General features: G+C 56.6%; 23 protein-coding genes. 8 read left to right on the top strand and 15 right to left on the bottom strand.

Annotation, left to right across the window (positions count from 1 at the left end; translation table 11 throughout):
* Positions 1 to 19 precede the first annotated feature (19 nt).
* A protein-coding gene (gene prfB / locus ACW17M_RS17330; RefSeq protein WP_101148342.1) for a peptide chain release factor 2 occupies positions 20 to 1,118 on the bottom strand; the annotation gives its coding sequence in 2 pieces (ribosomal slippage) (positions 20 to 1,042 and positions 1,044 to 1,118; 1,098 coding nt in all).
* A 266-nt stretch (positions 1,119 to 1,384) separates the two neighbouring features.
* Between prfB and ACW17M_RS17325 the strand changes: the two genes are divergently transcribed.
* From ACW17M_RS17325 to ACW17M_RS17310, 4 genes are all read left to right on the top strand, one after another.
* Complete coding sequence (locus ACW17M_RS17325) at positions 1,385 to 2,959, top strand: peptide ABC transporter substrate-binding protein (RefSeq protein WP_027957747.1); 1,575 nt, start codon at positions 1,385 to 1,387, stop codon at positions 2,957 to 2,959.
* Between the two features lie 83 nt (positions 2,960 to 3,042).
* A complete protein-coding gene (gene oppB, locus ACW17M_RS17320) occupies positions 3,043 to 3,972 on the top strand; it encodes an oligopeptide ABC transporter permease OppB (RefSeq protein WP_457547850.1) in 930 nt (309 codons plus the stop codon).
* Positions 3,959 to 4,858, top strand: coding sequence for an ABC transporter permease (locus tag ACW17M_RS17315; RefSeq protein WP_197029709.1), 900 nt, complete (start codon positions 3,959 to 3,961; stop codon positions 4,856 to 4,858). Before oppB ends, ACW17M_RS17315 begins: the two co-directional genes overlap by 14 nt.
* A 33-nt stretch (positions 4,859 to 4,891) precedes the next feature.
* Positions 4,892 to 6,505, top strand: coding sequence for an ABC transporter ATP-binding protein (locus tag ACW17M_RS17310; RefSeq protein ID WP_027957744.1), 1,614 nt, complete (start codon positions 4,892 to 4,894; stop codon positions 6,503 to 6,505).
* 95 nt (positions 6,506 to 6,600) lie between these two features.
* Here the strand turns inward: ACW17M_RS17310 and ACW17M_RS17305 are convergent, their stop codons facing one another.
* A complete protein-coding gene (locus ACW17M_RS17305; protein WP_022520223.1) occupies positions 6,601 to 7,950 on the bottom strand; it encodes an OmpP1/FadL family transporter in 1,350 nt (449 codons plus the stop codon).
* A 265-nt stretch (positions 7,951 to 8,215) separates the two neighbouring features.
* Between ACW17M_RS17305 and ACW17M_RS17300 the strand changes: the two genes are divergently transcribed.
* A complete protein-coding gene (locus ACW17M_RS17300) occupies positions 8,216 to 8,644 on the top strand; it encodes a MerR family transcriptional regulator (protein WP_233975292.1) in 429 nt (142 codons plus the stop codon).
* On the top strand, positions 8,641 to 11,226 hold the full coding sequence (locus ACW17M_RS17295; protein ID WP_457547849.1) for a heavy metal translocating P-type ATPase: 2,586 nt from the start codon (positions 8,641 to 8,643) through the stop codon (positions 11,224 to 11,226). The genes ACW17M_RS17300 and ACW17M_RS17295 overlap by 4 nt, the downstream gene beginning before the upstream one ends.
* Positions 11,227 to 11,300: 74 nt before the next feature.
* Here the strand turns inward: ACW17M_RS17295 and ACW17M_RS17290 are convergent, their stop codons facing one another.
* From ACW17M_RS17290 to ffh, 11 genes are all read right to left on the bottom strand, one after another.
* A complete protein-coding gene (locus ACW17M_RS17290) occupies positions 11,301 to 11,930 on the bottom strand; it encodes a YitT family protein (RefSeq protein ID WP_027957742.1) in 630 nt (209 codons plus the stop codon).
* A 45-nt stretch (positions 11,931 to 11,975) separates the two neighbouring features.
* On the bottom strand, positions 11,976 to 13,787 hold the full coding sequence (locus ACW17M_RS17285) for a single-stranded-DNA-specific exonuclease RecJ (RefSeq protein WP_457547848.1): 1,812 nt from the start codon (positions 13,785 to 13,787) through the stop codon (positions 11,976 to 11,978).
* 7 nt (positions 13,788 to 13,794) lie between these two features.
* Positions 13,795 to 15,183: a threonine synthase gene (gene thrC, locus ACW17M_RS17280; RefSeq protein WP_039860377.1), complete on the bottom strand. Its 1,389-nt coding sequence runs from the start codon at positions 15,181 to 15,183 to the stop codon at positions 13,795 to 13,797.
* Between the two features lie 6 nt (positions 15,184 to 15,189).
* Positions 15,190 to 16,506, bottom strand: a complete 1,317-nt coding sequence (locus ACW17M_RS17275; protein WP_009288268.1) for a homoserine dehydrogenase — start codon at positions 16,504 to 16,506, stop codon at positions 15,190 to 15,192.
* Between the two features lie 110 nt (positions 16,507 to 16,616).
* The gene (locus tag ACW17M_RS17270) at positions 16,617 to 17,420 is read right to left on the bottom strand and encodes a DsbC family protein (protein ID WP_039860374.1); all 804 of its coding nucleotides are present in this window, start codon (positions 17,418 to 17,420) and stop codon (positions 16,617 to 16,619) included.
* On the bottom strand, positions 17,395 to 18,276 hold the full coding sequence (gene xerD / locus ACW17M_RS17265; RefSeq protein WP_009288267.1) for a site-specific tyrosine recombinase XerD: 882 nt from the start codon (positions 18,274 to 18,276) through the stop codon (positions 17,395 to 17,397). Before xerD ends, ACW17M_RS17270 begins: the two co-directional genes overlap by 26 nt.
* Positions 18,277 to 18,406: 130 nt before the next feature.
* Positions 18,407 to 18,763, bottom strand: a complete 357-nt coding sequence (rplS, locus tag ACW17M_RS17260; protein WP_027957738.1) for a 50S ribosomal protein L19 — start codon at positions 18,761 to 18,763, stop codon at positions 18,407 to 18,409.
* A gap of 140 nt (positions 18,764 to 18,903) precedes the next feature.
* The gene (gene trmD, locus ACW17M_RS17255; RefSeq protein ID WP_027957737.1) at positions 18,904 to 19,671 is read right to left on the bottom strand and encodes a tRNA (guanosine(37)-N1)-methyltransferase TrmD; all 768 of its coding nucleotides are present in this window, start codon (positions 19,669 to 19,671) and stop codon (positions 18,904 to 18,906) included.
* 101 nt (positions 19,672 to 19,772) lie between these two features.
* Positions 19,773 to 20,318, bottom strand: a complete 546-nt coding sequence (rimM, locus tag ACW17M_RS17250; protein WP_027957736.1) for a ribosome maturation factor RimM — start codon at positions 20,316 to 20,318, stop codon at positions 19,773 to 19,775.
* A gap of 71 nt (positions 20,319 to 20,389) precedes the next feature.
* Positions 20,390 to 20,638 (bottom strand): 30S ribosomal protein S16, encoded by a 249-nt coding sequence (gene rpsP, locus ACW17M_RS17245; protein WP_007111767.1) that lies wholly within the window; start codon positions 20,636 to 20,638, stop codon positions 20,390 to 20,392.
* A gap of 311 nt (positions 20,639 to 20,949) precedes the next feature.
* The gene (gene ffh, locus ACW17M_RS17240) at positions 20,950 to 22,350 is read right to left on the bottom strand and encodes a signal recognition particle protein (protein WP_027957735.1); all 1,401 of its coding nucleotides are present in this window, start codon (positions 22,348 to 22,350) and stop codon (positions 20,950 to 20,952) included.
* A gap of 247 nt (positions 22,351 to 22,597) precedes the next feature.
* Between ffh and ACW17M_RS17235 the strand changes: the two genes are divergently transcribed.
* Together ACW17M_RS17235 and ACW17M_RS17230 are read left to right on the top strand one after the other, a co-directional pair.
* Entirely contained in the window at positions 22,598 to 23,395 is a 798-nt protein-coding gene (locus ACW17M_RS17235) for a cytochrome C assembly family protein (RefSeq protein WP_009288264.1), read from the top strand.
* Between the two features lie 105 nt (positions 23,396 to 23,500).
* The gene (locus ACW17M_RS17230) at positions 23,501 to 24,775 is read left to right on the top strand and encodes an HlyC/CorC family transporter (protein WP_009288263.1); all 1,275 of its coding nucleotides are present in this window, start codon (positions 23,501 to 23,503) and stop codon (positions 24,773 to 24,775) included.
* A gap of 15 nt (positions 24,776 to 24,790) precedes the next feature.
* On the opposite strand, the gene ACW17M_RS17225 is transcribed toward ACW17M_RS17230, so the two are convergent.
* Entirely contained in the window at positions 24,791 to 25,399 is a 609-nt protein-coding gene (locus tag ACW17M_RS17225) for a 1-acyl-sn-glycerol-3-phosphate acyltransferase (protein WP_202606382.1), read from the bottom strand.
* Between the two features lie 53 nt (positions 25,400 to 25,452).
* Positions 25,453 to 26,067: a TetR/AcrR family transcriptional regulator gene (locus ACW17M_RS17220; protein ID WP_027957733.1), complete on the bottom strand. Its 615-nt coding sequence runs from the start codon at positions 26,065 to 26,067 to the stop codon at positions 25,453 to 25,455.
* Positions 26,068 to 26,220: the final 153 nt, after the last annotated feature.

Genomic DNA, 26,220 nt, shown 5'->3' with positions numbered 1-26,220 from the left:
TGTTCAAACGCTAAAAAAATTACAAGCCTTGCTTCAAGCTGGCGACGATAAATTGATCAATATCCCCGTCGAGCACTTTATCGCAGCTGCTGGACTGTACGCTGGTGCGCAAATCCTTGATGCGCTGATCATCCAGCACGTAAGAGCGAATCTGGCTGCCCCAGCCGATGTCAGCCTTGGAGTCCTCGGCCTCCTGCTTGGCGGCGTTGCGCTTTTGCATCTCGTGTTCCCACAACCGCGCTTTCAACTGCTTCATGGCAAAATCGCGGTTGGCGTGCTGGCTGCGTTGCCCCTGGCAGGCCACCACGATACCGGTCGGCTCGTGGGTAATCCGCACGGCCGAATCGGTGGTGTTTACGTGCTGACCGCCCGCGCCGCTGGAGCGGTAGGTATCGACGCGCAAGTCCGAGGGATTAATCTCTACCTCGAAACTGTCGTCAATTTCCGGGGACAGGAATACCGAGGCAAACGAGGTATGCCGACGACCACCGGAATCAAACGGGCTTTTACGCACTAGGCGGTGCACGCCGGTTTCAGTACGCAGCCAGCCGAAAGCGTAATCGCCTTGGATATGCACCGTGGCCGACTTAATGCCCGCCACTTCGCCAGCAGAGATTTCAGTGATATCGGCTTTGAAGCCGTGGCTCTCTGCCCAGCGCAGGTACATGCGCAATAAAATATTGGCCCAATCCTGGGCTTCGGTGCCACCAGAGCCGGACTGAATTTCCAGGTAGGCGTTGTTCTGATCCATTTCACCGGAGAACATGCGCCGAAACTCAAGCTTTTCTAACGCCGCCTGCATGCTGTCCAGCTCTTTGCACACTTCTTCGACGGTGCCTTCATCCTCTTCCATTTCAGCCAGCTCTAGCAGATCCCGGCTATCGCCAAGGCCCTGCTCAAGTTCATCAATGGTGGCCACTATGGCTTCGAGGGAGGCGCGCTCTTTGCCTAACTTCTGCGCGTAGTCTGGATCGTTCCAGACATTGGGGTCTTCCAGTTCGCGGGTGACCTCTTCTAGCCGATCTTTCTTCTCGGCATAGTCAAAGATACCCCCTAAGAACGTCTGTCCGCTCAGACAGGTCCTTGAGCTGGTTGTGAATCGGATTGGTTTCCAACATGAATTGTCTCGGCTAAAGATGCGGTGGAAAGGCGGTCTATTGTAGCGAAATTAGCGGCTAACAGCCATCTACACCATATCTATTGAAAAGCTCTATACCCATATGCGCAATTTCTCATAGACATAGACTTTTTTACGATGGTAAGACTTAAATAAAGTTTATTTGCTAATTGCCATTTATATCCCCACTAAGCACAAAGACTTTGGTAATTAACGTTAAACACTTGTCTCCAAATCACTCACAACAGCGGACATGGCGGATTTAACATGACAAAAACTCGCACTCTCTTTGGATCGATGGCGCTGACACTTAGCCTTGTGGCCCCTCTCCAGGCAGATACCCTTCGTCTAGCGATTATGGGCGAACCCGCATCGCTTGATCCGCATAAAATTAGCGGCAAGTGGGAAAACGATGTCGTCGGCGATCTTTTTGAAGGGCTCATCACGGAAGCGATCGACGGCACGCGGATTCCCGGAGCTGCCGAATCATGGGAAATATCAAATGACGGTACCGAATATACTTTCACATTAAGAAGCGACGCTAAATGGTCAGATGGAGAGCCAGTGACCGCCGATGACTTTGTGTTTGCGTTTCAGCGTATTTTGGATCCTGCCACGGCGGCCAATTACGCTTACCTGCTTTATCCGATTAAGAATGCCGAAGCTGTCTATGCTGGCGAAGTAGATACAAGCGCGCTCGGTGTAAAAGCTATCGACGCGACCACGCTACAGATCACCCTCGAGCGCTCAACACCTTACTTTTTAGATCAACTTTCTCACTACACCGCCTACCCGCTGCCACGCCACGTGGTAGAAGAGCACGGCAATGAGTGGTCGCGACCAGGCAACATGGTCTCCAACGGCGCTTTCCAGTTAGAAGACTGGCAGTCGCAGACGCGTATCACGGCAACGCGCAATCCCAACTTTCACGATGCTGACGCGGTCGCGCTGGACGAAGTTGTCTATTTCCCTATCGAAGAGCGCAACACGGCGCTCAACCGTTTTCGCGCGGGAGAGATTGATATCGCCCGCGAGTTCCCCACCCAGCAGTATAAATGGCTGCAGGAGAACCTGCCGGAAGCGGTTCAAGTAGCGCCCTATCTAGGTATCTACTACTACGTGTTTAATGCCCGAGATGGCCATGCGACCACTGATCCGCGTGTTCGTGAAGCACTTAGCTTAGCAGTGCGCCGAGAAGTCATTACCGACCAGATACTCGGCACGGGCGAAGTACCTGCTTACAGCTTCGTCCCACCCAACGTCAGTCACTATACGGCTCCTAATGTTAGTTTCGCCGACTTATCGCAAGACGAGCGATTGGAGCGCGCCCAGGAACTGTTACAAGAGGCAGGCTACGGCCCAGATAACCCGTTAGAACTCATGCTGCGCTATAACACCAGCGAAGATCACCGCAAAGTCGCTATTGCAGTGGCCGCCATGTGGAAACCTCTTGGCGTTGAAGTTGAGCTTTATAACGCCGAGGTTGCCGTTCATTACGCCGATATCCGTCAAGGCGATTTTGACGTTGCCCGCGCAGGCTGGATCGGTGACTACAACGACGCGCAAAACTTTTTGAGCCTATTAGAAAGCAACGTATCGAATAACTACGGCGCCTATAGCTCGCCCGAATTTGATGCATTGATGAGCGAAGCGGCGAACACCCAAGACCTTAATGAACGCGCAGAGCTGATGGCCGAAGCGGAAACTATCGCTTTAGAAAATAGCGCTACGCTGCCCATTTATTACTATGTATCGCGCAATTTGGTCAGCCCTGACCTCGTCGGCTGGGAAACCAATATTGAGGACATCCATCGTTCACGCTGGATTAGCTTTGATCGCTAACTCACTTCTCTCCGTTGTTTTTGACTCATTAGTACGTCGTTACTTCCTCGGGCCTTAGACTCGGGGATCGAGGCTACTCCATCATGCTCATCTACACTCTAAAACGCTTACTACAAGCGATCCCGACGCTGTGGATCGTTATTACCCTGTCGTTCTTTTTAATGCACCTGGCACCCGGCGGCCCTTTCGATGGCGAACGCCAACTCCCCGCCGAAATAGAAGCGAACATGATGGCAGCTTACGGACTGGATAAACCTGTCTGGGAGCAGTACCTCACCTACATGGGCAATCTACTCCAGGGCAACCTTGGGCCTTCTTTTAAGTACAAAGACTTTTCGGTCACCGAGCTTGTGGTGCAAGGCTTTCCGGTCAGCCTTGAACTTGGCCTGTGGGCGATTGGTTTGGCACTGCTGGTCGGCATACCGATGGGAGTGATAGCCGCCCTTAAACGCAACTCCAGCGTTGACTACCTGGTGATGGGAACCGCACTGGCTGGCGTGGCTATTCCTAACTTTGTGATTGCCCCACTGCTGGCCCTGGTGTTCGGCGTTTTTCTGGCCTGGCTGCCGGTAGGCGGCTGGAACAACGGTCACTGGAGCAATATGGTGCTCCCCGTGGTGGCCCTTTCGATCCAACAGATTGCCTATAGCGCCCGCATGATGCGCGCCAGCATGATTGAAGTACTGGGCAGTCACTTCATCCGCACCGCCCGAGCCAAAGGGCTAAGCGAGAGCGAAGTGATTCTGCGTCATGCCCTGCGACCATCAATGCTGCCGGTTATCTCCTACTTAGGGCCCGCTATTGCCGGCATTATCACCGGTTCCGTGGTGATCGAACAGATCTTCGGCATCCCCGGGATTGGCCGTTATTTTGTCCAAGCTGCGCTTAATCGCGACTACACCCTGGTTATGGGCACAGTGGTGTTTTATGGCGCTCTGATCGTTCTACTCAACCTATTGGTCGATTTACTCTACTCGGCACTGGATCCGCAGATTCGCTATGATAATGACTAAATCGTTACCCTCAACGACGCTGTCGTCCCCGCCTGTCGCTGGCAACAGCCTGGGCCGCGAAGCTTGGCGACGCCTACGCCAAAACAAAGCGGCTTTGGCCAGCCTCATACTGCTCGCGGTGATTACCCTTGTTTGCTTGGCCGGCCCCTGGCTAACGCCGTGGGCACTCGACGAGGTGGACTGGAACGCCTTTTTGGCACCGCCAAGCATTGAAAGCGGCCACTTAGCGGGCACCGATGCCAACGGTCGTGACCTGCTGACACGAGTATTTTACGGTGGGCAAATATCGCTTTCAGTGGCGATTGTCGCCACCCTCGTTTCTCTTGTTATTGGCGTGCTGTATGGCGCGGTGGCAGGCTATTTCGGCGGCCGCATCGACAATCTGATGATGCGCTTTGTCGACATCATGTATTCGCTCCCGTTTATGTTTATGGTCATCCTGCTGATGGTGGTATTCGGGCGTAATATCCTACTGATTTACGCTGCCATTGGTGCCGTCGAATGGCTCGACATGTCGCGTATTGTGCGCGGGCAGGTACTGGCATTAAAACGCCGTGAGTTCGTCGAAGCCGCCCATGCGCTTGGAGTGAGCAGCTTTAAAATAGTCACACGCCACCTGATCCCTAATGCCATCGGACCGGTAATTATCTACGTCACCCTCACCGTCCCCAAGGTGATTTTGCTGGAAAGCTTTCTGTCCTTCCTGGGTCTCGGCGTTCAAGAGCCGTTGACCAGTTGGGGAGTACTGATCAGCGAAGGCAAAGACATGATGGAAACAGCGTCCTGGATGCTGATTATTCCCTCTATATTTCTCGCCACCACGCTGCTGTGCTTAAACTTCCTGGGCGACGGTCTGCGCGACGCCCTTGATCCCAAAACACGTTAACAAAAGACGCGCTAATAAAGGCAAGGAGGCACTATGCCATCACCACTGCTGGAATTTGATCACCTGCGCGTCGATTTTGACCTTCCCGACGGTGTTGTGGCCGCGGTCAAAGACGTTAGCTTTACGCTTCATCAAGGCGAGACCCTGGCGCTTGTCGGCGAGTCGGGCTCGGGCAAGTCGATTACCTCGACCGCTGTGATGGGGCTACTTCCCGAGCTAGCGCGCTCCACGGGCCGCATTCGCTGGCATGGCGGCGCAGGTGATGAAGACTTGCTCACGGTCAGCCGTCAGCGCCTGCGGGCCATCCGGGGCAATGAAATCTCGATGATCTTTCAGGAGCCCATGACCTCGCTCAACCCACTGCACCGCATTGGTAAGCAGATTCGGGAAGTTCTGCATAAGCACACGCCCTTGCGCGGTCGCGACTCCCACCAACGCGTGCTCGAGCTGTTAGATCAAGTGGGTATTCCAGAGCCCGAGCGCCGCGTTGATAGCTATCCGCACGAGCTTTCCGGTGGTCAGCGCCAGCGGGTGATGATTGCCATGGCATTGGCCTGCGAACCCAAGCTGCTGATTGCCGATGAACCGACCACTGCCCTTGATGTCACCGTGCAGGCTCAGATACTCGCCCTGCTGAAAGACCTGCAGACTCGCTACGGTATGGCCATTCTATTTATCACCCATGACCTGGGAGTCGTTCGGCATTTAGCCGATAGTGTGTGTGTGATGCAATACGGTGAAATTGTTGAATCAGGAGCAACCAACACACTTTTCCAATCACCGCAGCATCCTTATACGCAGATGCTTATCGCCGCCAATCCAAGCGGCCAAAAGGCGCCCGTTCCCGACACGGCCCCAGTTTTGCTCACCGCCCATAACCTTAACGTGCGATTTGCGATTAAAAAGCAGCTATTTGGCCCCAACCGCTATTTTGAAGCAGTCAAAAATATCGACCTTACCTTGCGACAAGGGCAAACCTTAGGCGTGGTAGGCGAATCAGGCTCAGGAAAAACCACCCTTGGCCGCGCGCTGCTTCGGCTGGTGAAAAGCCGCGGCGAGATACACTACGATGATATCGACGTGGCCCAACTTGATCGAGCGGGCATGCGGCCGTTGCGCTCCCGTGTCCAGGTGGTCTTTCAAGACCCCTTCGGTTCGCTTTCGCCGCGCATGACCGTGGGTGAGATTATTGGCGAAGGCTTGTGTGTCCATCAGCCTCTTCTGACCCGAGCCCAGCGTGATACCGAGGTTATTCAAGCCCTTGAGGAAGTTGCCTTAGACCCAAGCCACCGACACCGCTACCCCCATGAGTTTTCCGGCGGCCAGCGGCAACGCATTGCGATTGCTCGTGCATTGGTCGTCAAACCGGAGTTTCTTCTGCTCGACGAGCCAACGTCTGCGCTGGATCGCTCGGTACAAATGACCATCATTGAGCTATTACGCGACTTACAACAGCGGCATCAACTGACCTACCTGTTTATTAGCCATGACCTCGCCGTGGTGCGCGCACTGGCCGATGAGGTGATCGTAATGCGCCAAGGAGAAATCGTTGAGCAAAGCGACACTCAATCTCTCTTCAATGCCCCACGCCAACCCTATACCCGTGAGCTAATGCAGGCCGCTTTTCTGGATAGCCTAGCGATATAGGCCTTTATGCCTTCGCTGTGATGACGAATGGCGTTATCGCAGCTAATAAAAAACCCGGCATGCGCCGGGTTTCAGTGGGGTTGGCTCTTTAGGGTTTAAAAGCGATAGGTTAACTGAGCACCAAAACCGTGAGCTTCGTTTTTGTAGTCGGCTGAGTAGGAGGCCCCGCCAACCGGCTGGCCGCCCGTGGCCTGACTGGCCAGCAGGTCGCTACGATCCTGCTCAACAAAGGTGCCGCGCTCTGACAGATAGGAGTAAGCCACATCGACAGTCAGGTCAGGCGTTGGGCTCCATCCTGCCCCCAGCGAGAAAATACGCCGATCATCGGAAGGAATACGTACGCTACGATCCTCATCATTGGTCGGCGTCATGTCTAACGTAACCCCAGCACGAAGCGCCAATGTCTTGGTTAACTGGTACTCGCCGCCAGTGGCAAACGCCCAGGCGTTTGAATAGTTCTGAAACTCTTGGGTAATCGTATCGCCTTGGCTGCCGGTAACCAAGATTTGATCAAAGTGGCTCCAACGCACCCAGGATGCACCGAACATCAGCTTGAGACGGTCAGTCATCTGCTGGGTAAGCGAGAAGTTAACCGTCTCAGGGGTGGTCAAATCCAGGCTAGCAGTATCTGAGCGAACGACATTACCCAGAGGATCAGTAGCGCTAAAATCACCTTCCAAGGTGTAATCTACTTTCGAGCGGTAGGTTAGACCCAGGGTGGTTTCAGGTACTGGACGATAGATTACGCCTAAGTTATAGCCCCACGCTTCGTCGTCACCATCAACCCGCGAGTCGATGTCGGCATCTGGGTTAAAGGTGGCCTCACTGGGTACTTGTCGGCGTAGTTCGCCTTCCACACGGTTGTAAGTAATCCCCGCGCCTACTGACCACTGGTCATTAAAGCGGTAAGAAACCGTCGGCTGTGCACTGACCACCTTGACTTCGGTGTAGTCGCCAAAGTAGCGACCCTGGAAATCATCTTCATAATCGGTTTTTGAGCCAAAGGGTGCATACACCCCAAACCCGAATGCGAGCTGATCGGTGACTGGGTGCGCATAAAACGCAAAGGGGATCGGCGTCCCCGGCACCATATCGCCATCATTCCCACCGGGGATACTACCAACGGGAATCTGATTGCCATTTGGCGCGCCACCAAGCGCGACTCCGGAGTCGATATAGCGAGAAGCTTCGACATTAGAGATGTCAGTATTCACATTGAGATACGTACCACCAACGGTCACCTGGGCACGGTCTAAAAACGACATACCCGCCGGGTTGCCGTACACAATGGTTGCATCATGAATGTTAGAGCTTCGCCCGGCGTGACCATAGCCCTGCCCACTTACGCTCTGCTCGTTGATTTGATACCCGCCCGCGTGGGCTTGGCTGGCGAAGGCGGCCGTGATAGCAGCAGCCAGGGTGAGCTTATTAAATTTATTATTCATAGTGGGCCTCTCTTCCCGATGATCCAGTGGATAGCAACGATCCACTCTCTTTATTTTTACATGACTGTTTTCTCGCAACTGAGCCAAAGGTTCAAGGGCAAACGTTCGTTTTATTTTATTTTTGGCTTATACATTAGTCGTACGCTCGTTTTAAATCAGTGTTTTAGTCATTTCAGCTGATTGAGCAAAGGCACCCTTGACCTATGGGTAACCCATAGGTTCTACACTACCATGGTTACTATTTAACCGGTCGGGAGAACAGGCCATGAAGGTTAACGAGCTTGCCAAACGCGGTGGGGTTACCGCTGAGACCGTACGCCACTACGCTCGTGAGCGTCTACTTGCCCCCCAGCGCCACCCAGATAATGGCTATCAGCTATTTTCAGATACCGACCTAGAGCGGCTGCGGTTTATTCAGCGGGCGCGCAAATTAGGTTTTAGCGTGGCGGAGATTCGCGACATCCTGACCCACGCCGACCAAGGTGACTCCCCCTGCCCATTGGTACGCGACTTACTCGCCAGCCGCCTGCCGCAAATCCGCGCACGCATTGCCGAGCTGGAAGCGCTAGCCGAACGAATGGAACAGGCCATGGAGAGCTGGCAGCAAATGCCCAACGGCTCCCCCGACGGCCACAGCGTGTGCCGCCTGATTGAGAGTTTTCCTGACGCCACGCCTACCAAGGAGACCCCATGAGCGACGCCTCTACCGAAGCCGCCTCGAACGTGAGCCCTGCCAATGGAGTCACCACGCGAACTATTCCTGGCATGAATTGCCAGGGCTGCGTCAAGCGTATGCGCGAGGCGATTCAAAGTGGTGACCCTGAAGCAGACGTCACCGGCATGCCTAGCGAAAAACGCCTCGAGGTTGTTTCGACTCTAACCGACGCCGAGCTTGACCAACGCTTGATCGAGGCGGGCTACCCGCCAGGCGAAGCAGCTCTGGAAGAAAGAACCCCAGACGAAGCAACTAAGCAACCAGATACCGCGCCACCCGCTGAGGCTGAAAAGGCTGCAAGAGCCCCTTCCCATTTTCAAGGACATGGCCAAGGCAAAAAGCAGCGTCTGGCGATTAGTGGGATGACCTGCGCAAGCTGTGTCAACAGCGTGCAGAAAGCACTAGAGCGCACTGAGGGAGTCGACACCGCCAGCGTCAATTTTGGCACCCACTCCGCCCAGGTGTGTGGCAGTGCCGAGACCCAAGCGTTAATCGCCGCCGTTGAGTCAGCCGGCTATGGCGCCGAACCGATTGTGGATATGCGGGAAGCAGAACGCACGCGTGCAGAGCAGGATGCCAAGACTTACCAAAAACGGCTGCGCGGCAGCGCGATCTCGCTGGCACTGGCGATTCCGCTGATGCTCAGCATGCTTTTTTTTCATCCCCACCCGATGGGTATGGGGCGTCTCTACTGGCTGGTGATCGGCTTGTTAACCTTGGGTATTTTGGCCTTCCCAGGGCGCCACTTTTTCGTCAACGCCTGGAAGCAGTTTAAGCATCGCCAAGCCAATATGGATACCCTGGTGGCCATGGGCACCGGCACCGCCTGGCTCTACTCCATGGCCGTGGTGCTGTTTGCGCCGTGGCTGCCAGAAGTCGCTCAGGGGATCTATTTTGAAGCCTCAGCCATGGTGATCGGGCTGATTCTACTCGGCAATGCCATGGAGCTACGCGCCCGGGGCCGCACCAGCGATGCGCTAAAGCGCCTGCTTGACCTGCAGAGCCGAACAGCGCGGGTGATTCGCGACGGGCACGAGCAGGAAATTGAGATTGATGCGGTGCGTACTGGCGACCACGTACGGGTACGCCCCGGCGAGCGCTTACCGGTGGATGGTGACGTCGTTGAAGGCCAAAGCCATATCGATGAGTCGATGCTTACCGGCGAGCCACTCCCCATCGCCAAGGGCGCGGGGGATGAAGTCAGCGCTGGCACGGTGAATGGCAAGGGCAGCTTGATCTATCGCGCAACGCGAGTGGGCACCGACACTCGCCTGGGGCAGATTACCGAACAGGTAGCGAGTGCCCAAAACTCGCGCCCACCGATTGGCGAGCTAGCCGACCAAGTCTCCAGCGTTTTTGTGCCTGCGGTAATGATCATTGCCGTATTGACGGCCCTGGTGTGGTTCAACCTAGGGCCCGCTCCCCAGGTGATCCATATGCTGGTGACGGCGACCACCGTGCTGATTATTGCCTGCCCCTGCGCGCTGGGTCTGGCGACGCCGATCTCGACCATGATCGGCGTCGGTAAAGCGGCAGAGCATGGGGTGCTGGTACGCAGCGGCGAGGCGCTGCAAACCGCTAGCAAGCTGACCACGCTAGTCGTCGATAAAACCGGCACGCTCACCCAGGGCAAGCCCAGCGTCACCGATGCGCAGATGTTTGGCGTAGAGCAATCCACCGCGCTGGCGTTGGTGCACGCGCTGGAACGCAGCTCCGAGCACCCATTGGCGGCGGCGTTAATGACCTACGCGGATGAACACGAGGCTAACCCTGCCGAGATTAATGGTTTCGACAGCGTGACCGGTGGCGGGGTAAAAGCCCAAACCGCCGACGGCAAAGCGTTGCTGCTGGGCAATGCGCGTCTGTTAAGTGAAGCCGGTGTGGATCTCAAGGCAGGTGAAGAGCAAGCACGCGCCCTAGAAGAGCAGGCCCGCACGCTGGTGTACTTGGCGGTAGATGGCAAATTGGCCGCCCTGTTTGGCATCAGCGACCCGCTTCGCCACGACACCGTGGCCGCAATCAAGCGCCTGCAAAAAGATGGCTTAACCATCGTTATGTTAACCGGCGATAACGAGCACACCGCCAGGGCCATTGCCCAGGAAGTAGGCATTGATGAGTTTCGGGCAGGGCTGTTACCCGAGGACAAGCACGCCGAGATAGAGCGTCGTCAGAAGGCGGGAGAAATCGTTGGCATGGTGGGCGATGGCATCAATGATGCCCCGGCGCTGGCCCGAGCGAACGTGGGCTTTGCGATTGGCCAAGGCACCGATGTGGCGATTGAGAGCGCGGGCATCACGCTCATGCGCGGCTCGCTGCACGGGGTAGCGTCAGCAATTGAGATCAGCCGCGCCACGCTGCGCAATATCAAACAGAACCTGGTGGGTGCCTTTGGCTACAACCTGCTGTGTATTCCCATCGCGGCGGGGGTGCTCTACCCACTCACCGGCATGCTGCTCTCACCGATGATAGCGGGCGCTGCCATGTCACTCTCTTCCATCACCGTGGTGAGTAACGCCAATCGCTTGCGGCTATGGAAAGCCAGTCAGGAGGACGCCTCATGAGCTTATTGATCAACTTGGCAGGCCTGGGGCTTATCACACTGATAGTGTGGTGGTTCTGGCTTGGCTAAACGTTTTTAGCTCACCCCAATATAGCGCCCTGGCTTATGGTTCAGGGCGATAATCAGGTTTAGCGTCAATGCTCCCAGCACTGAATAACCCACACGATCCAGCGGTAGCTGCGTTAACGCAATCAACAGAATAACGCCATCGATGGCGAGTTGAACGTAGCCTGCGCGCAGGCCGTGTTTATCCTGTAAGTAGAGCGCGAGGATATTGATACCGCCCAGGCTGGTACGGTGGCGAAACAGCATCAGCATACCAATGCCCATCAGCGCGCCGCCCATCAAGGCGGCGTAGATCGAGGGCACGTTGGCAAATTGCACCCAGCCTTGGGTTAACTCTGAAAACAGCGATACTAAGCCGATGGCGGCAAAGGTGCGTAGGGTAAAACTCCACCCCATCCGCTTCACCGCCAAGTAGTAAAACGGCAGGTTAATGGCAAAAAAGTACACTCCAAAGCCCCAGCCGGTAATGCTGCTGGTGATGTAGCTCAACAGCAGCGCTAAGCCTGCCGTACTGCCGGTCAATAGCACCGCATGGGTGTAAAAGGTCACTCCCAGCGCGACAAAGAACGTGCCCAGCAGCATCGCCATCATATCTTCATAGGGGCGATGCTGATCCTTGGGTAAATCTTCCACGCGCATGGGGCGTCCTTACTTAAGTTGCCAGTAGATGATGCAATGTACAGCTTAAATTGGGCTGGCGTGCTCGACCATCAACTGCAGCGTCTCGCGGCCGCGCCAGCGGTTACGGTTAAGCTTATAAGCACAGTGCAGTGTATCCCCCACGTTAAACCCAGGCAGTTCCCCTGGCGTTAAGGCACGAAACCAGATGGCTTTGCAGGTCACCGGGCCAGTGGAGAGTTCCAGCATCAGGTGCGCGCCGTCAGCACCCACCGGGCGCAGCGCCTCGACAATAAAGCGGCCTTCAAACAGCGGCGGATCAAACTCCCGCCCGTAGGGCCCAAGGGTTTCTATCTCTTGCAAGGTGGTCAGCGAAAGCTGTGCCGTGGAGAGCTCGCCATCCGTCCATAGGCGCGGATAGAGCGTTCGTCCCTCCAGCTGTTCGCCTACGGCCCTCAGGAAAGCCGCTTTAAAGACGTCAAGCTGATCCCGAGGCACGCCCACCCCTGCCGCACCACTATGACCGCCAAAGCGTGGCAGCGCCTGGGGAGCAAGCTCAAAGGTACGCTGTAGGGCATCGCGCAGGTGCAGTCCATCAATCGAGCGGCCGGAGCCGGTTAGCATGCCAGGTGCCGAGGCTTGTGTTAGCACCAGCGCCGGGCGCCCGTAGGCCTGCACCAATCGCGAGGCGACGATACCCTGTACGCCGGGGTGCCCGTCTTCAAGCAGCACCACCACGGCGGGCTCATCAGCGTCCAGAGCTGCTGTGGCAAGAGTGCGCGCCTCGGCGGCCATATCGGCCTCAATCGCTTTGCGGGACTGGTTATCCTGATCCAGCACGTCGAGCTGGCGATTGGCGACCCCATCGTTCTCGGCCAGCATAAAGTGCAGCGCCGCGTAGGGGTCGTCCAGCCGCGAGCGGGCATTGATACGCGGCCCCATCTGAAACGCTAACGTCTCGGCGTTAAACGGCACACTGTCAGCGCCTAAGCGCGTGGCCATAGCGCGCCAGCACGCCGCATCCATACGATTGATCAGTTTTAACCCTTGATTGACCACCGCGCGGTTGGCGGGGCTGCCGCCCAGGGAGACACAGTCAGCCACGGTGCCCAAAGCTACGTAGGAGAGCCAGGGCGACAGCTTGGGCGTCGATTCTGATAGCGCCCCCCACTCGATCAGCACGCCGCGGGCGAGTGACATCAACAGCCACGCCACCATACAGCCAGCGATGGTTTTGTCGGGATACTCACAGTCATCACGGGTAGGGTTAACACAGGCGAATGCCGAGCTTGGCGGCCCCTCACTGGGCAGGGCGTGGTGGTCGCTGACTACCACGTCGATACCTGCCGCTTTTAATCGCGCGATACGCGGCTCATCAGAGCTGCCACAATCGGCGGTAATCACCAGGGTCGGAAACGGCTTTTGAGCCAAGGTGCGCTCTACCAGCGGTAGGCTAATCCCATAGCCGTCATGAATACGGTGGCCAATCAGGCTATGTAGCTTGCCCTCTGGCACCCCAAACAGCTCCACCAGCGTGCGCTTAATCACCACGTGGGAGGTAATGCCATCCACGTCGTAGTCGGTGAGAATGCCGATGGCCTCCCCCTCTGCCACCGCCTGAGCGATACGTTCGGCGGCGCGGCGACCGTCAGCCAGTTTCTCCGGGTGGGCCAAATAACGCAGGCTAGGTGCGATTAACGGTAGCAACTCACCGCTGTAGCCCGGCAAGCGCGAGGCCAGCAAACGCGCCTGCAGTTCGCTTAGGCCTTCCGCCTGAGCGCGGGCATAAAGCGCCTCATCCACTGGACGAGGCTCTAAGCGCGGCCCGGCCTTGCTAGACGACAGCGTGCGATGGGGTAAATCAGTCACTGAGGCCATTAATACGTCAACGCCGGTTTTCCGCAACGTACTGCTGCACGGCGGCAAGTTCCGCAGGGAGCACTGTGTAGCGCTCTTCGCGCTCAATCAGGTCTTCCATATGCGGCGGCAGTGGCACGCCCAGGAAGCCCGCCTTCACAACGGCCTCGGCGAATTTAGCCGGGTGCGCAGTGGCGAGGGTAATCATTGGCGTTGACTGATCTGCCCGGGCACGCTCGGCAGCACGATAGCCGGTGGCGGTGTGCGGGTCGAGCATTTCACCAGTGCGTTTATGGGCGTCGCGAATCACTTCCAGAATCGTCGCATCGTCCACGCTGTAGCTGGAGAACTTCTCGCGCAGCTTGGCCAGCGGCGCATCGGCCAGCGCCGTGGGTTCCTGCTGGAAGCGCTCAAGCAGCGCCGCCACGGCCAAGCCATCGCGGTCGTAGGCGTCAAACAACAGGCGCTCAAAGTTAGATGACACAACGATATCCATGGAGGGCGCTAAAGTAGCCGCTAGCTCTTTTTTGGAGAAGTCGTTGGCGGCCAGCGTGCGGTGCAGAATGTCGTTGGCGTTGGTGGCGATGATGAACTGCTTCACCGGCAGGCCCATTTTGTAGGCCATATAACCAGCAAACACGTTGCCGAAGTTAGCCGACGGCACGCAGAAGCTCACTTCACGGTGCGGCGCACCCAGCGCAACGCCGGAGGCGATGTAGTAAACGATCTGCGCCATAATGCGCGCCCAGTTGATCGAGTTCACCGCGACCAAGCGAGTACCGTTGAGGAACGACTGATCGGCAAAGCTGGCCTTGACCATCGCCTGGGCGTCATCGAAATTGCCTTCGATGGCAATATTGAAGACGTTATTGGCCAGCACCGAGGTCATTTGTCGGCGCTGTACTTCCGAGACCCGGTTGTGCGGGTGCAGGATAAAGATATCCAGGTTGTCGCAGTGGCGACAGCCTTCAATCGCCGCCGAGCCGGTATCGCCAGAGGTCGCACCCATGATCACCGCACGCTCGCCACGCTTTTTCAGGAAGTGGTCGAGCAGGCGGCCGAGCAGCTGTAGCGCTACGTCTTTAAATGCCAGGGTCGGGCCGTGGAACTGCTCAAGCAGGAAGTGGTTGGCATCCAGCTGTTTGAGCGGCAGCACGGCGTCGTGATTAAAGGTCGCGTAGGCCTCGGTCACGATGTTGCGGAAGGTCTCGTCGTCGATCTCACCGTTCACAAACGGCTTCATCACCCTAAAGGCGATTTCCGCATAGGAGAGCCCGGCCATGTCGGCCAGCTCTCCCCGGGAGAACTCAGGCATTGTTTCCGGCACATAGAGGCCGCCGTCGCTGGCCATACCGGTGAGCACCACTTCTTCAAAGGAGAGCGCGGGCGCCTGCCCGCGCGTGCTGATATAGCGCATCTAGGCTTACTCCCCTTCACTCAAGCTTTCCACGCGAATACGCGTGACGGGGCCCGCAATATCGGCCATGGATTCGATTTCGCGAATCGCTGCGTTCATCTGCTTCTCTTTAGTACGGTGTGTGAGCAGAATGATCGGCACCAGCTCGCCTTCGGTCGCCTCTTTCTGAATCAGTGCCTCGATCGAGATGCCCTGCTCAGATAGAATCGTGGCCACCCGCGCCAACACGCCGGGGCGATCCACCGCCAGCAGGCGCAGGTAGTAGGCCGTGATGATATCTTCCATCGGCATGATGGGCAGTTGGCTGACATCTTCGTCGATGCCGCTAAACGCCAGGTACGGCACCCGGTAGCGGTGCTCGGTGGAGATATCCCGCGCCACGTCGAGTAAATCGGCCACCACCGCTGATGCAGTCGGCTCGGCGCCGGCGCCAGCGCCGTAGTAGAGCGTCGGCCCTACCGCGTCGCCCATTACTGCAATAGCATTTTTTACGCCATGAACATTGGCCAGCAGGCGCTCTTTAGGAATCAGCGTGGGGTGAACCCGCAGTTCCAGGCCTTGATCGGTACGCTTGGAGATACCCAGGTGCTTGATCACGTAGCCAAGGTTGTCGGCTTGCTCGACGTCTTCCGCAGTAATCCGTGAAATGCCTTCGGTGAAGGCTTTCTCGAACTGCAGCGGCACGCCGTAGGCAATCGAGGCCAAAATCGTCAGTTTGTGTGCCGCATCGATACCTTCCACGTCAAAGGTGGGGTCAGATTCGGCGTAGCCTAGCGCTTGAGCTTCCGCGAGCACGTCCTCAAAGGCGCGGCCTTCATCGCGCATATGGGTAAGAATATAGTTGCCGGTGCCGTTGATAATCCCCGCTACCCATTCAATGCGGTTGGCACCCAAGCCTTCGCGCAGCGATTTGATCACCGGGATGCCGCCTGCGACTGCAGCTTCGAATGCTACGATGACGCCCTTTTCGTGAGCGGCTTTGAAGATTTCGTTGCCGTGCACCGCAATCAGCGCCTTGTTGGCGGTGACCACGTGCTTGCCGTTTTCAATGGCGGTGAGCACCAGCTCGCGGGCGATATCGTAACCGCCAACGAGCTCCACCAGGACATCCACATTGGGGTTGGTCGCGACTTCAAACACATCGGAGGTGGCATTGATGCCGGTAATATCGCAGTCAGGATGAATACTGCGGTGAGCAACCTGCTCAATCACAATAGGGCGGCCAGCACGACGCGCAATATCATCAGCGTTGCGAGTCAATACGTTAAAGGTGCCGCCACCGACAGTACCTAGACCACAAATACCTACTCTTACCGGTTTCAAAATACTTCCCCTTTCGTGTTGTGCACCTGGTGGTGCTGGCCTTAATTACGGTTTTGAATTCGATCTTAAAGACCGTGCCTCAGCGCTTTGTATTATCTTTCAATGTGACGTCATTCGTCATCTAAGCCTAACATGGCAAAGAGCCGCTCGGGGGGCACAAAGCCCGGCACCAGTTGCCCATTGGGCAAAATAATTGCTGGCGTGCCCTGTACACCCAGCGCCTTACCCAGATCATACTGCCCCGCCACAGGATTGTCGCAGTCTGCTGCGCTGGAAATAGTCTCGCCCTCTTTGGCTTGAGTCATCGCTTCACTGCGATTATCCGAGCACCACACCTGCTGCAGCATGGTGGCAGCCTGGCTGCCCATACCCGCACGGGGAAAGGCCATATAGTGAATGGCGATACCACGCTCATTCAACTCCGGAATGGTGTCGTGTAACCGCGCGCAATAGGGGCAAGTAGGATCGGTAAATACCGTCACTGTTGCTTTCGGTTCTTCGGCACCGCGGAAGATCACTAGCTCACTCTCAGGTACTGCCGCTAGCGCATCTGCACGCTCTTGGTTCTGCTCTTGCTCGGTTAAGTTGACCAACCCGTCGGGTGCATTTTCATATAGGTCACCGACCAGGAAGTGGCTGCCGTCTGCATTGGAGTAGAAAGATTCGCCGTTCTCCAACCGCACGTGATAAACGCCATCCATAGGCGTTTCGGTGACCACTTCCACGGGCATCGACTGGCCATTGACGCTAAGTGATTCAGCCAAACGATCTGCCACGTCGTCAGCCTGTGCAGCGGAAGGTAGCAGGCTGGCAGTTAGCAAACACGCCAGCATCGAGGAAGGTGTCAGTAAAGGTAGTGTTACAAAACGGCGTTGACGCATCATCAATTCAACCTCGTGGGTGATGTTCAGCATGTAGGCTTTCCAAGCGCGCCTGGGCTACATGGGTATAAATTTGGGTCGTCGACAGATCGCTATGACCCAGCAGCAGCTGTACGACCCGCAAATTGGCCCCATGATTCAATAAATGGGTGGCAAATGCATGGCGAAGCGTATGGGGCGACAGTGGCCGGGTAATCCCTGCCGTTATGGCATGCACCTTAATCCGGTGCCAAAACGTTTGCCGGGTCATCGCTTTGTCACCCCGCCCAGGAAACAGCGCGGGGCGTGTTGGGTCGCTCATCAGCGCCAACCGTGCAGTCTGCATATAGTGCGCCAGCCAATCTGCGGCCTCTTCGCCCATGGGAACCAAGCGGTCTTTATCGCCTTTACCACGCACCCTAACCACGTTTTGGCGCAGATTGACCGCATCACCAGTGAGCCCTACCAGCTCTGATACCCGTAAGCCACAGGCGTACAGCAGCTCCAGCATGGCACGGTCACGAACCCCCAAAGGAGTCTCCGTATCCGGCGCCAAGAGTAGGCGCTCAACCTCGTCCTCTTCCAAGGTATTAGGCAAGCCGGGTATGACCCGCGGTAGTTTGATATCAGTCAGTGGGTCACTTTCCACTTGGTTGTTTAAACGCCCCCAACGGTAGAAGCTGCGCAGCGTCGACAGCAGCCGGGCATTACTGCGCAGTTGATACCCCTCCTCCCGGCGACTGGCCAGCCACTCACTGAGGCGCTCCGGCGGCGGCGCCAGAAGGGCTTCACCGTGGCTCTCCAGGTGGCTCTGCCAGGCGGTTAAATCACGCCGATAGGCGGCTAACGTATGATCGCTGGCGCCCTGCTCAAGCCAAAGAGCATCTAAAAATGCATCGATAACGCTCATACGTTAGTCACCTCAAGCCGCTTTTGTTGAGCGGATAAACAAAACCCCGCCCCGCAAAGCGGTGACGGGGTCTTGGTATCCGGGCGCGACGCCTGTTCGAGAACAGCGTGCGCCCGAGGAGCAGTGGCGTTTAAGCCAGCTTTTCCTTGATACGTGCAGAACGACCACTGCGCTCGCGCAGGTAGTAAAGCTTGGCTTGACGCACGTCACCGCGACGCTTGACTTCGATAGAGTCAACCAGCGGGCTGTAGGTCTGGAAGGTACGCTCAACGCCAACGCCGTGAGAAATTTTACGCACGGTGAAAGCGGAGTTCAGGCCACGGTTACGCTTACCGATGACGACACCTTCAAACGCCTGCAGACGCTCGCGAGTACCTTCTTTTACTTTTACCTGAACGACAATGGTGTCGCCGGGGGCAAAGGGAGGAATTTCTTTGCCCATTTGCTCAGATTCGATCGCCTGGATCACTTTGCTTTTACTGCTCATCATCATACTCCTGAATAACGTGTTGGCTTGACCGCTCAATCATGGGTGGCGGAAGCCGTGATCCCGGCGCTCGAAACGAGCTACGCGGGAGTCGTTATGGGTGACACAGGTGCGCATACGCCCTGCACCGCCGCTCTGGCCTACTCAGTTTTAGCTGACAGAGCGTGTTCTTCGATAAACTCGTTCAACAGCTTACGCTGTTCGGCATCTAACGGCCGCCCTTCCAACAGGTCTGGACGACGCTGCCATGTACGCCCGAGTGACTGCTTTAACCGCCAGCGCTTGATGGCTGCATGATTACCGCTTAACAGCACATCCGGCACTTGGCGCCCGTCGATGACTTCTGGACGGGTATAGTGCGGGCAGTCTAACAGACCGTCATTAAACGAGTCTTCGATAGCGGAATCCTGATGACCCAGTACACCGGGAATCAGCCTTGCCGCTGCATCAATCAGCACCATCGCTGGCAGCTCACCGCCGCTCAACACATAGTCGCCAATCGACCACTCTTCATCGATGTCACTCTCCACCACGCGTTCATCAATGCCTTCATAGCGCCCTGCCACGACCACTAAAGGCCCGGCGGAAGCCAGTGCTTGAACGCCCTGCTGATCCAGCTTACGCCCCTGGGGCGAGAGGTAGATCACCGTCGGCACTAAGCCGGTGGCTTTCTGCGCCCGTTCCCGGGCGGCAAAGATCGCTGCGCGCAGGGTGTCGACTTTCATCAACATGCCTGGACCACCACCATAGGGGCGGTCATCGACGCTGCGGTGGCGGTCAGTGGCATAATCCCGCGGGTTCCAAAACTCCAGTGCAATACGCTGTTTTTCTACCGCTCTGCCGACCACACCCTGTTGCGTGAGCGCGTCGAACATCTCAGGAAACAACGACACTACACCAATCCACATTGCAGGCACTGCTGCTTCGCTCGCCGTTTCCGGCGCGTTGCCACTATCCAACTCGGTTGAGTCGGTAGATGCATCATTGCTCAAACTGTTCATAAGTTTGGTCAAAACTCAGGATCCCAATCGACGACCATACGGCCCTCTTGGGAACTGATTTCGATAATGACGTCGTCTGGCAAAAATGGCAGCAGTCGCTCGCGCTTGTCGATTGACTCTGAATCGCCGCGAACCACCATGACATCGTTGGCGCCGGTTTCAAACAGGTAGCTTACCCGTCCTAGCCGTTCGCCGGCCTGAGTGAAGACCGCCATGCCTTCAAGCTCATGCCAATAATACTCATCGTCGGAAAGCTCAGGCAGCGCCTCTTTGGGCATCAAGATATCCGTTTGGGCTAATGCTTCCGCCGCACTACGGTCATCGACCCCTTTAAGCTGCACCACAAGTCCTTTGCCCTGCCGACGCCCTTGAACAATGCTTATGCGCTTCAGGGTTTCACCTTGGCGCACCCACCATTCCGGGTATTCAAGAATGCTGTCCATTGGGCTAGTGTAGGAGTACACCTTGAGCCAACCTTTCACCCCATAAGGGCTAGTCAGCTTGCCTAGCACCACATGCGTGTCGTCAGTTTGGCTTATTTCAAAACGCGTCATCGACGACCTCAGCTACCCAGCACTCACTTTCTCACACAATAAGTCTCAGACAACAAGACTCAAAATCAGGCTTAGGCCTGTTTGCGTGCTTCTTTTACCAGCTCAGCAACACGACCAGACAGCTGGGCGCCTTGGCTCTGCCAGTGAACAACGCGGTCTAGGTCAACGCGCAGACGCTCTTCCTGACCACGGGCAACCGGGTTGAAGAAGCCGATACGCTCGATGAAACGACCGTCGCGAGCGTTACGCGAGTCGGTAACGGTCAGGTGGTAAAAGGGACGCTTCTTGGCGCCACCACGGGCCAAACGAATGGTAACCATACGATAACTATCCTTCGGTTGAGGTTACGAGAGTGTGTTTATAGCGCTAACCGCTATCGGAACACTCGTCGTGCTGTTTTCTTGGCGCTAAACTGGCACACGACCACATAAAGCGGCTTGCATGACCTTTTTTAACACCATTAAGGCCTTCATTGAGCGCTGCTACTGCTACGTTTTGACGTATTTGGGCAGCACCCACGCATGAAGAGGCCGCATTCTACGCAAATGCGCCCGGCTTGGAAAGCCTGACAGCCAGAAAACTGATAGGTCGTCAACCTCACCAAGCGCATCAGTACGTTACTATTGGCGTCTTAGCGCCGCGGCAATCCACCGGGGCCGCCCATTCCACCGGGCCCACCTGGGCCGCCGCCACCCATCATGCCGGACATGCCACGCATCATTTTCTGCATGCCGCCCTTCTGGCCTGCTTTCTTCATCATTTTCTGCATCTGCTTATGCTGCTTAAGCAGGCGATTGAGGTCAGGCACTTGCAGACCGGCCCCCGAGGCAATGCGGCGCTTGCGCGAGCCATTGATAATGTCGGGCTTGCGGCGCTCTTTAGGCGTCATGGAATTAATTAGTGCTTCCAACTTGCCCAGCTCTTTCTCGGGACCAGGGCCTTGAGCCATCTCAGCCATCTGCCCCATACCCGGCAACTTGCCCATTAGGCCACCCATACCGCCCATCTTCTTGAGCTGCTGGAGCTGATCGCGAAAATCTTCCAGGTCAAAGCCATCACCCTTCTTGACCTTTTTGGCCAACTTCTCGGCTTTGGACTTATCGACGGTGCGCTCGGCTTCCTCGATCAGCGACAGCATGTCGCCCATCCCCAGGATGCGCGAGGCGACTCGGTCTGGGTGGAACGGCTCCAGGGCGTCGACTTTTTCACCGACACCCATAAATTTGATCGGTTTACCGGTAATGTGACGCACAGACAGCGCCGCACCGCCACGAGCATCACCGTCCGCTTTGGTCAGAATCACACCGGTTAGCGGCAGCGCTTCGCTGAACGCCTTGGCGGTATTGGCAGCATCCTGGCCGGTCATGGCGTCGACGACAAACAGCGTTTCCTGAGGCGAGACCGCTTTATGCAGTGCCTGGATCTCCGCCATCATGGCTTCATCAATCGCCAGTCGACCGGCGGTATCAATCAGCACCACATCGTGAAACTGGATCTTGGCGTGCTTGATGGCCGCTTCGGCAATCGCCACCGGCTGCTGGTCAGAGCGCGAGGGGAAGAAATCCACTTCGACTTCTTTGGCCAGGGTTTCGAGCTGGTCGATGGCTGCCGGGCGATAAACGTCGGCAGACACTACCAAGACTTTCTTCTTCTCGCGTTCGCGCAGGTAGCGGGCCAGTTTGGCCACCGAGGTGGTTTTACCCGCACCCTGTAGGCCGGCCATCAATACAACGGCGGGGGAACCCTTAAGCACAAAGCCGTCGTTGGCTTCGCCCATAATCGCTTCCAGCTCTTGCTGGACGATTTTGACGAACTGCTGGCCTGGCGACAGGCTTTTGGATACTTCCTGCCCGACCGCCCGCTCGCGCACGCGCTCAATAAACTCCTTGATGACCGGCAGTGCTACGTCGGCCTCAAGCAGTGCGCGGCGTACTTCGCGCAGGGTATCTTTAATATTGTCGTCGGTCAGGCGAGCCTGACCCTTGATCGACTTTAACGTCTGGGAAAGACGCTCACTTAGATTCTGGAACATGGGGCCTCTCTGCCTCCGTCACTGCCGTCGGCGCGCACGCCCTGGACTCATTAGTAAAAAGATTATACGCGCTCATGCTTTGAGTCTCCATGGGGTACATTCAGTACCCCTGGCTATTTTCGTACGCCCACCCCGCTGGGCGACGCCGCTTGGATTAGTTATAGTAGTTGGATAGATTCTCGTCGTAATCACACTTAATTCGTTTATTTATTCACCGCAACGCGCTGCAAGGCGCACGGATAGCATCATGCAGGCGCTACCTTTCGCCACGATTGCTTTTGTTCTTTATGTTGCCGCTGCCATTTGGCAAGGCATGACGCTGTTCCGGCGTGTGCCGCCTCGCCAGGGCATGGTGCGCCTGCTCGCTGTGCTGGGCTTACTGCTGCACATTCCTGTGGTGGTCAAATTAGTCGGCCAATCCCCTGGCCTACTGCCCGGCTTTACCACCAGCGCCACATTGCTGATGGCGGTTGCGGTCAACGTCGTGCTAGTTGCCAGCCTGTTTAAACCGGTGCTTAACGCCGGGATTGCACTCTTCCCGCTGGCGGGTATTGCACTACTCGCCGCCACGTGGCTGCCGAATCAGGGCGGCCATACCGGGCTTACACCGGGCATTTTATTGCATGCGATAAGTTCAGCGCTGGCGTTTGCCGTGCTGGCGATTGCCGCCGTCCAAGCGGTGCTGGTCGGCCTACAGAACCAGGCGCTGCGCCACCATCATATTCGCGGCATTGTGCAGTCGCTGCCACCGCTGACCACGATGGAACGGGTGCTGTTCGAGCTGGTGTGGGCGGGCATTATCCTACTGACGCTCTCCATCGCTAGCGGGCTTATTTTCCTGGACAATTTCTTTGCCCAGCACTTGGCACACAAAACCGTACTCTCGCTACTGGCCTGGATAATCTTCACGACCCTGTTGGTTGGTCGTTATCGCTTTGGTTGGCGCGGCATGCGTGCCGTGCGCTGGACACTGGGCGGTTGCGGCCTGCTGGTGCTGGCCTACTTTGGCAGTAAGTTCGTACTTGAGGTTGTACTCAATCGATAGCGGCTCAACCGCTACCGCGGGCGTTACCGCGCCTTTGGTTGTCTTGACACACTACTCGCTACCTTCTACAAATCGAGCCTAATCCGCCACAAAGGACTTTTCGACTTGAGCGACGACTTCCCCCTGGGGTTACTGTTCGGCCTGCTAGCCTTACTGATACTGCTTTCTGCGTTTTTCTCCAGCTCTGAAACCGGCATGATGTCGATTAACCGCTACCGCTTGAGCCATCAAGCCAACAGCGGTGACCGCAGAGCCAAACGGGTCATGCGCCTGCTCACCCGCCCAGACCGCCTGATTGGCGTTATCCTGATCGGCAACAACTTCGTCAACAACCTGGCGGCCTCAATTGCGACCATTATCGCCATTCACTTCTTCGGCGACGTATCTGGGCCTGCAATCTCTACTGCTCTGTTGACCATCACGATTCTTATTTTTGCCGAAGTAACGCCGAAGACCTACGCCGCGATTAAACCCGAGCGGATCGCCTACCCGACCTCCTACGCCCTTGAGCCGCTGCTAAAGCTGCTTTACCCGCTCGTATGGCTGGTTAACGTGATGTCTAACGGCCTGCTCCGGTTGGTGGGCGTTAAAAGCGTTGATAACGGGGGCGATAGCCTGACCCGTGATGAGCTGCGCACGGTGGTTCACGAAGCGGGCACGCTGATCCCCTACCGCCACCGGGCAATGCTGCTATCTATTCTCGATCTTGAGAACGTCACCGTGAACGACATCATGGTGCCACGCCACGAAGTGCTGGGTATCGACCTGGATGATTCGCTCGAAGATATTTTGACCCAGATTCGCACCAGCCAGCATACCCGGCTACCGGTTTATAAAGGTGATATCAATAATATTATCGGCATGCTGCATCTGCGCAACGCGGCACGCTTTCTCTCCCGGGACGAAGTTACCAAGGCATCGATTGTTCAAGAGGCACGGGAGCCCTACTTTATTCCCGAGTCCACACCGCTCCATACCCAACTGCTCAATTTTCAAAAGCAGAAACGGCGCATCGGCATTGTGGTGGATGAGTACGGCGACGTAGAGGGCTTGGTCACCCTGGAAGATATTCTGGAAGAGATAGTGGGCGAGTTCACCACCGATGTCTCTGAAGATGAAGAGATTCACCAGCAGGACGACGGCAGCCATGTGATTGAAGGCACCGCCAATATTCGTGAGATTAACAAGATGCTCGGCTGGCAGTTGCCTACCGATGGCCCCAAAACGCTCAATGGATTGATTCTTGAGCACCTTGAAGCTTTCCCAGAAGGCCCAGCATGCTTACAGATCGGCAATATGCGCATGGAGATTCTGGAGATCCGCGATAATCTCATTACCTCAGCGCGCTGCTGGCAAAAGCTGCGGGCGCCACGGCGCTAGTCAGTCATAAACGAATTAGCGGCGATTAGCCAGATCCTGATCAGCCGCTGCCTTTAGCGCCCTAACCCGCGCTTCGAGAAACCGCCGCAGCGCTATGTCATCGGCGTCCAGACGGTTGAGCGGGGGCCCAAAGTGCAGGCTCACCGGCGCCCGAAAACGCTTAGGGCACTTCTTTAGCGCCTTGCCATCATGGTGAGATGTCCACGACCCCCACAAGCCTGCTAACCCTGCCGGAACCACCGGCACATCGTCCCTGGCGAGAATAGCCTCTAGGCCACGCCGAAAGGCGTGAATTTCGCCATCAGGGGTCAATCGCCCTTCAGGAAAGACCATCACAACCTGCCCCTGGCGCAGCGCTGAGCTCACGTCATCCAGAGCGCGCCTCAGGGCGCCGGGGCTGCGCCGCTCAGACTCAATAGGGATTGCGCCAACCAGTTGAAACCACCATTTAAGCCAAGGCGAGTCAAAAATCGGTTGATCCATCACAAAGCGCAGCGGTCGGGGGCTAGCACCGCCTAGCACCAAGGCATCCATAAAACTGACGTGGTTACACACCACCAGCGCGGCCCCCTGCTTGGGGATATGCTCACGCCCATGCACCTGCAGCCGGTAGCAGAGGCGCATTGAGACAAAAATCAACCAGCGCAGCGCCTGGCGAGCCGCATTGACCCACCCACTCACGTCGCCGCCTCACGATGGCGTAGGCCCGCCAGAATGGTACTCATCAGTTGATCCAGCAGCTCATCTACTTTTAATTGCTGACCCTGCCAATAGCCCAATCGCTCATTAAGCCCCAGCTGGACTAACCCATGAACGCTGCCCCACAGCGTGCGCCCCAAACGGCGGGCTTCGAGATCATCCAGCGCTGGCTGGTAGGATTTAAGCGACGCTTCTACTTGGGTAAACAACGCTTCGATCAAATCGCTCTGGCGCTGATCAAGCTCGCCTTCTTGGGCCAGCGGGTAATCAAACAGCAACTGCCAGCGGTAACAATCCTGCTCGGCGAACCGCCAGTAGGCACGCGCCAGCGAACGTAGCCATGGCTCTGGATCATCGTCGATCAGGCTGGTAATGGTGTGCTGTAAACGCGCCAACGTTTCCACATTGACGTGCTGCAATAAATTATTGAAGCTGCCATATAGCTTCAATAGGGTGCTGGGGGCACAGCCGACCTCTCTGGCCAGGGCACGCAGTGAGAGACCATGGACTGGCTGCTCAGCCAACCACTCATCACAAGCGTGCATGACCTGCGCATGGAGGGCATCGGGCGCATGCTGTCTAGGACGGGCCATGGCAATCTCTTAAGGTCAACGGCAAACAAGAAGGAAGCCTCACTGCGCTTTAGCGGGAGCAAGGGATAAGATAGGATACCTTACATCGAACACTGTTTTCGACACTAAAACGCTACATTTCGTGCTTTATTGCGCGAAGTCCCCCGCCATCCA

It is taken from the genome of Vreelandella sp. 2A-K22 (genome assembly GCF_054065485.1).
This window is presented reverse-complemented; position numbering and strand designations above follow the sequence as displayed.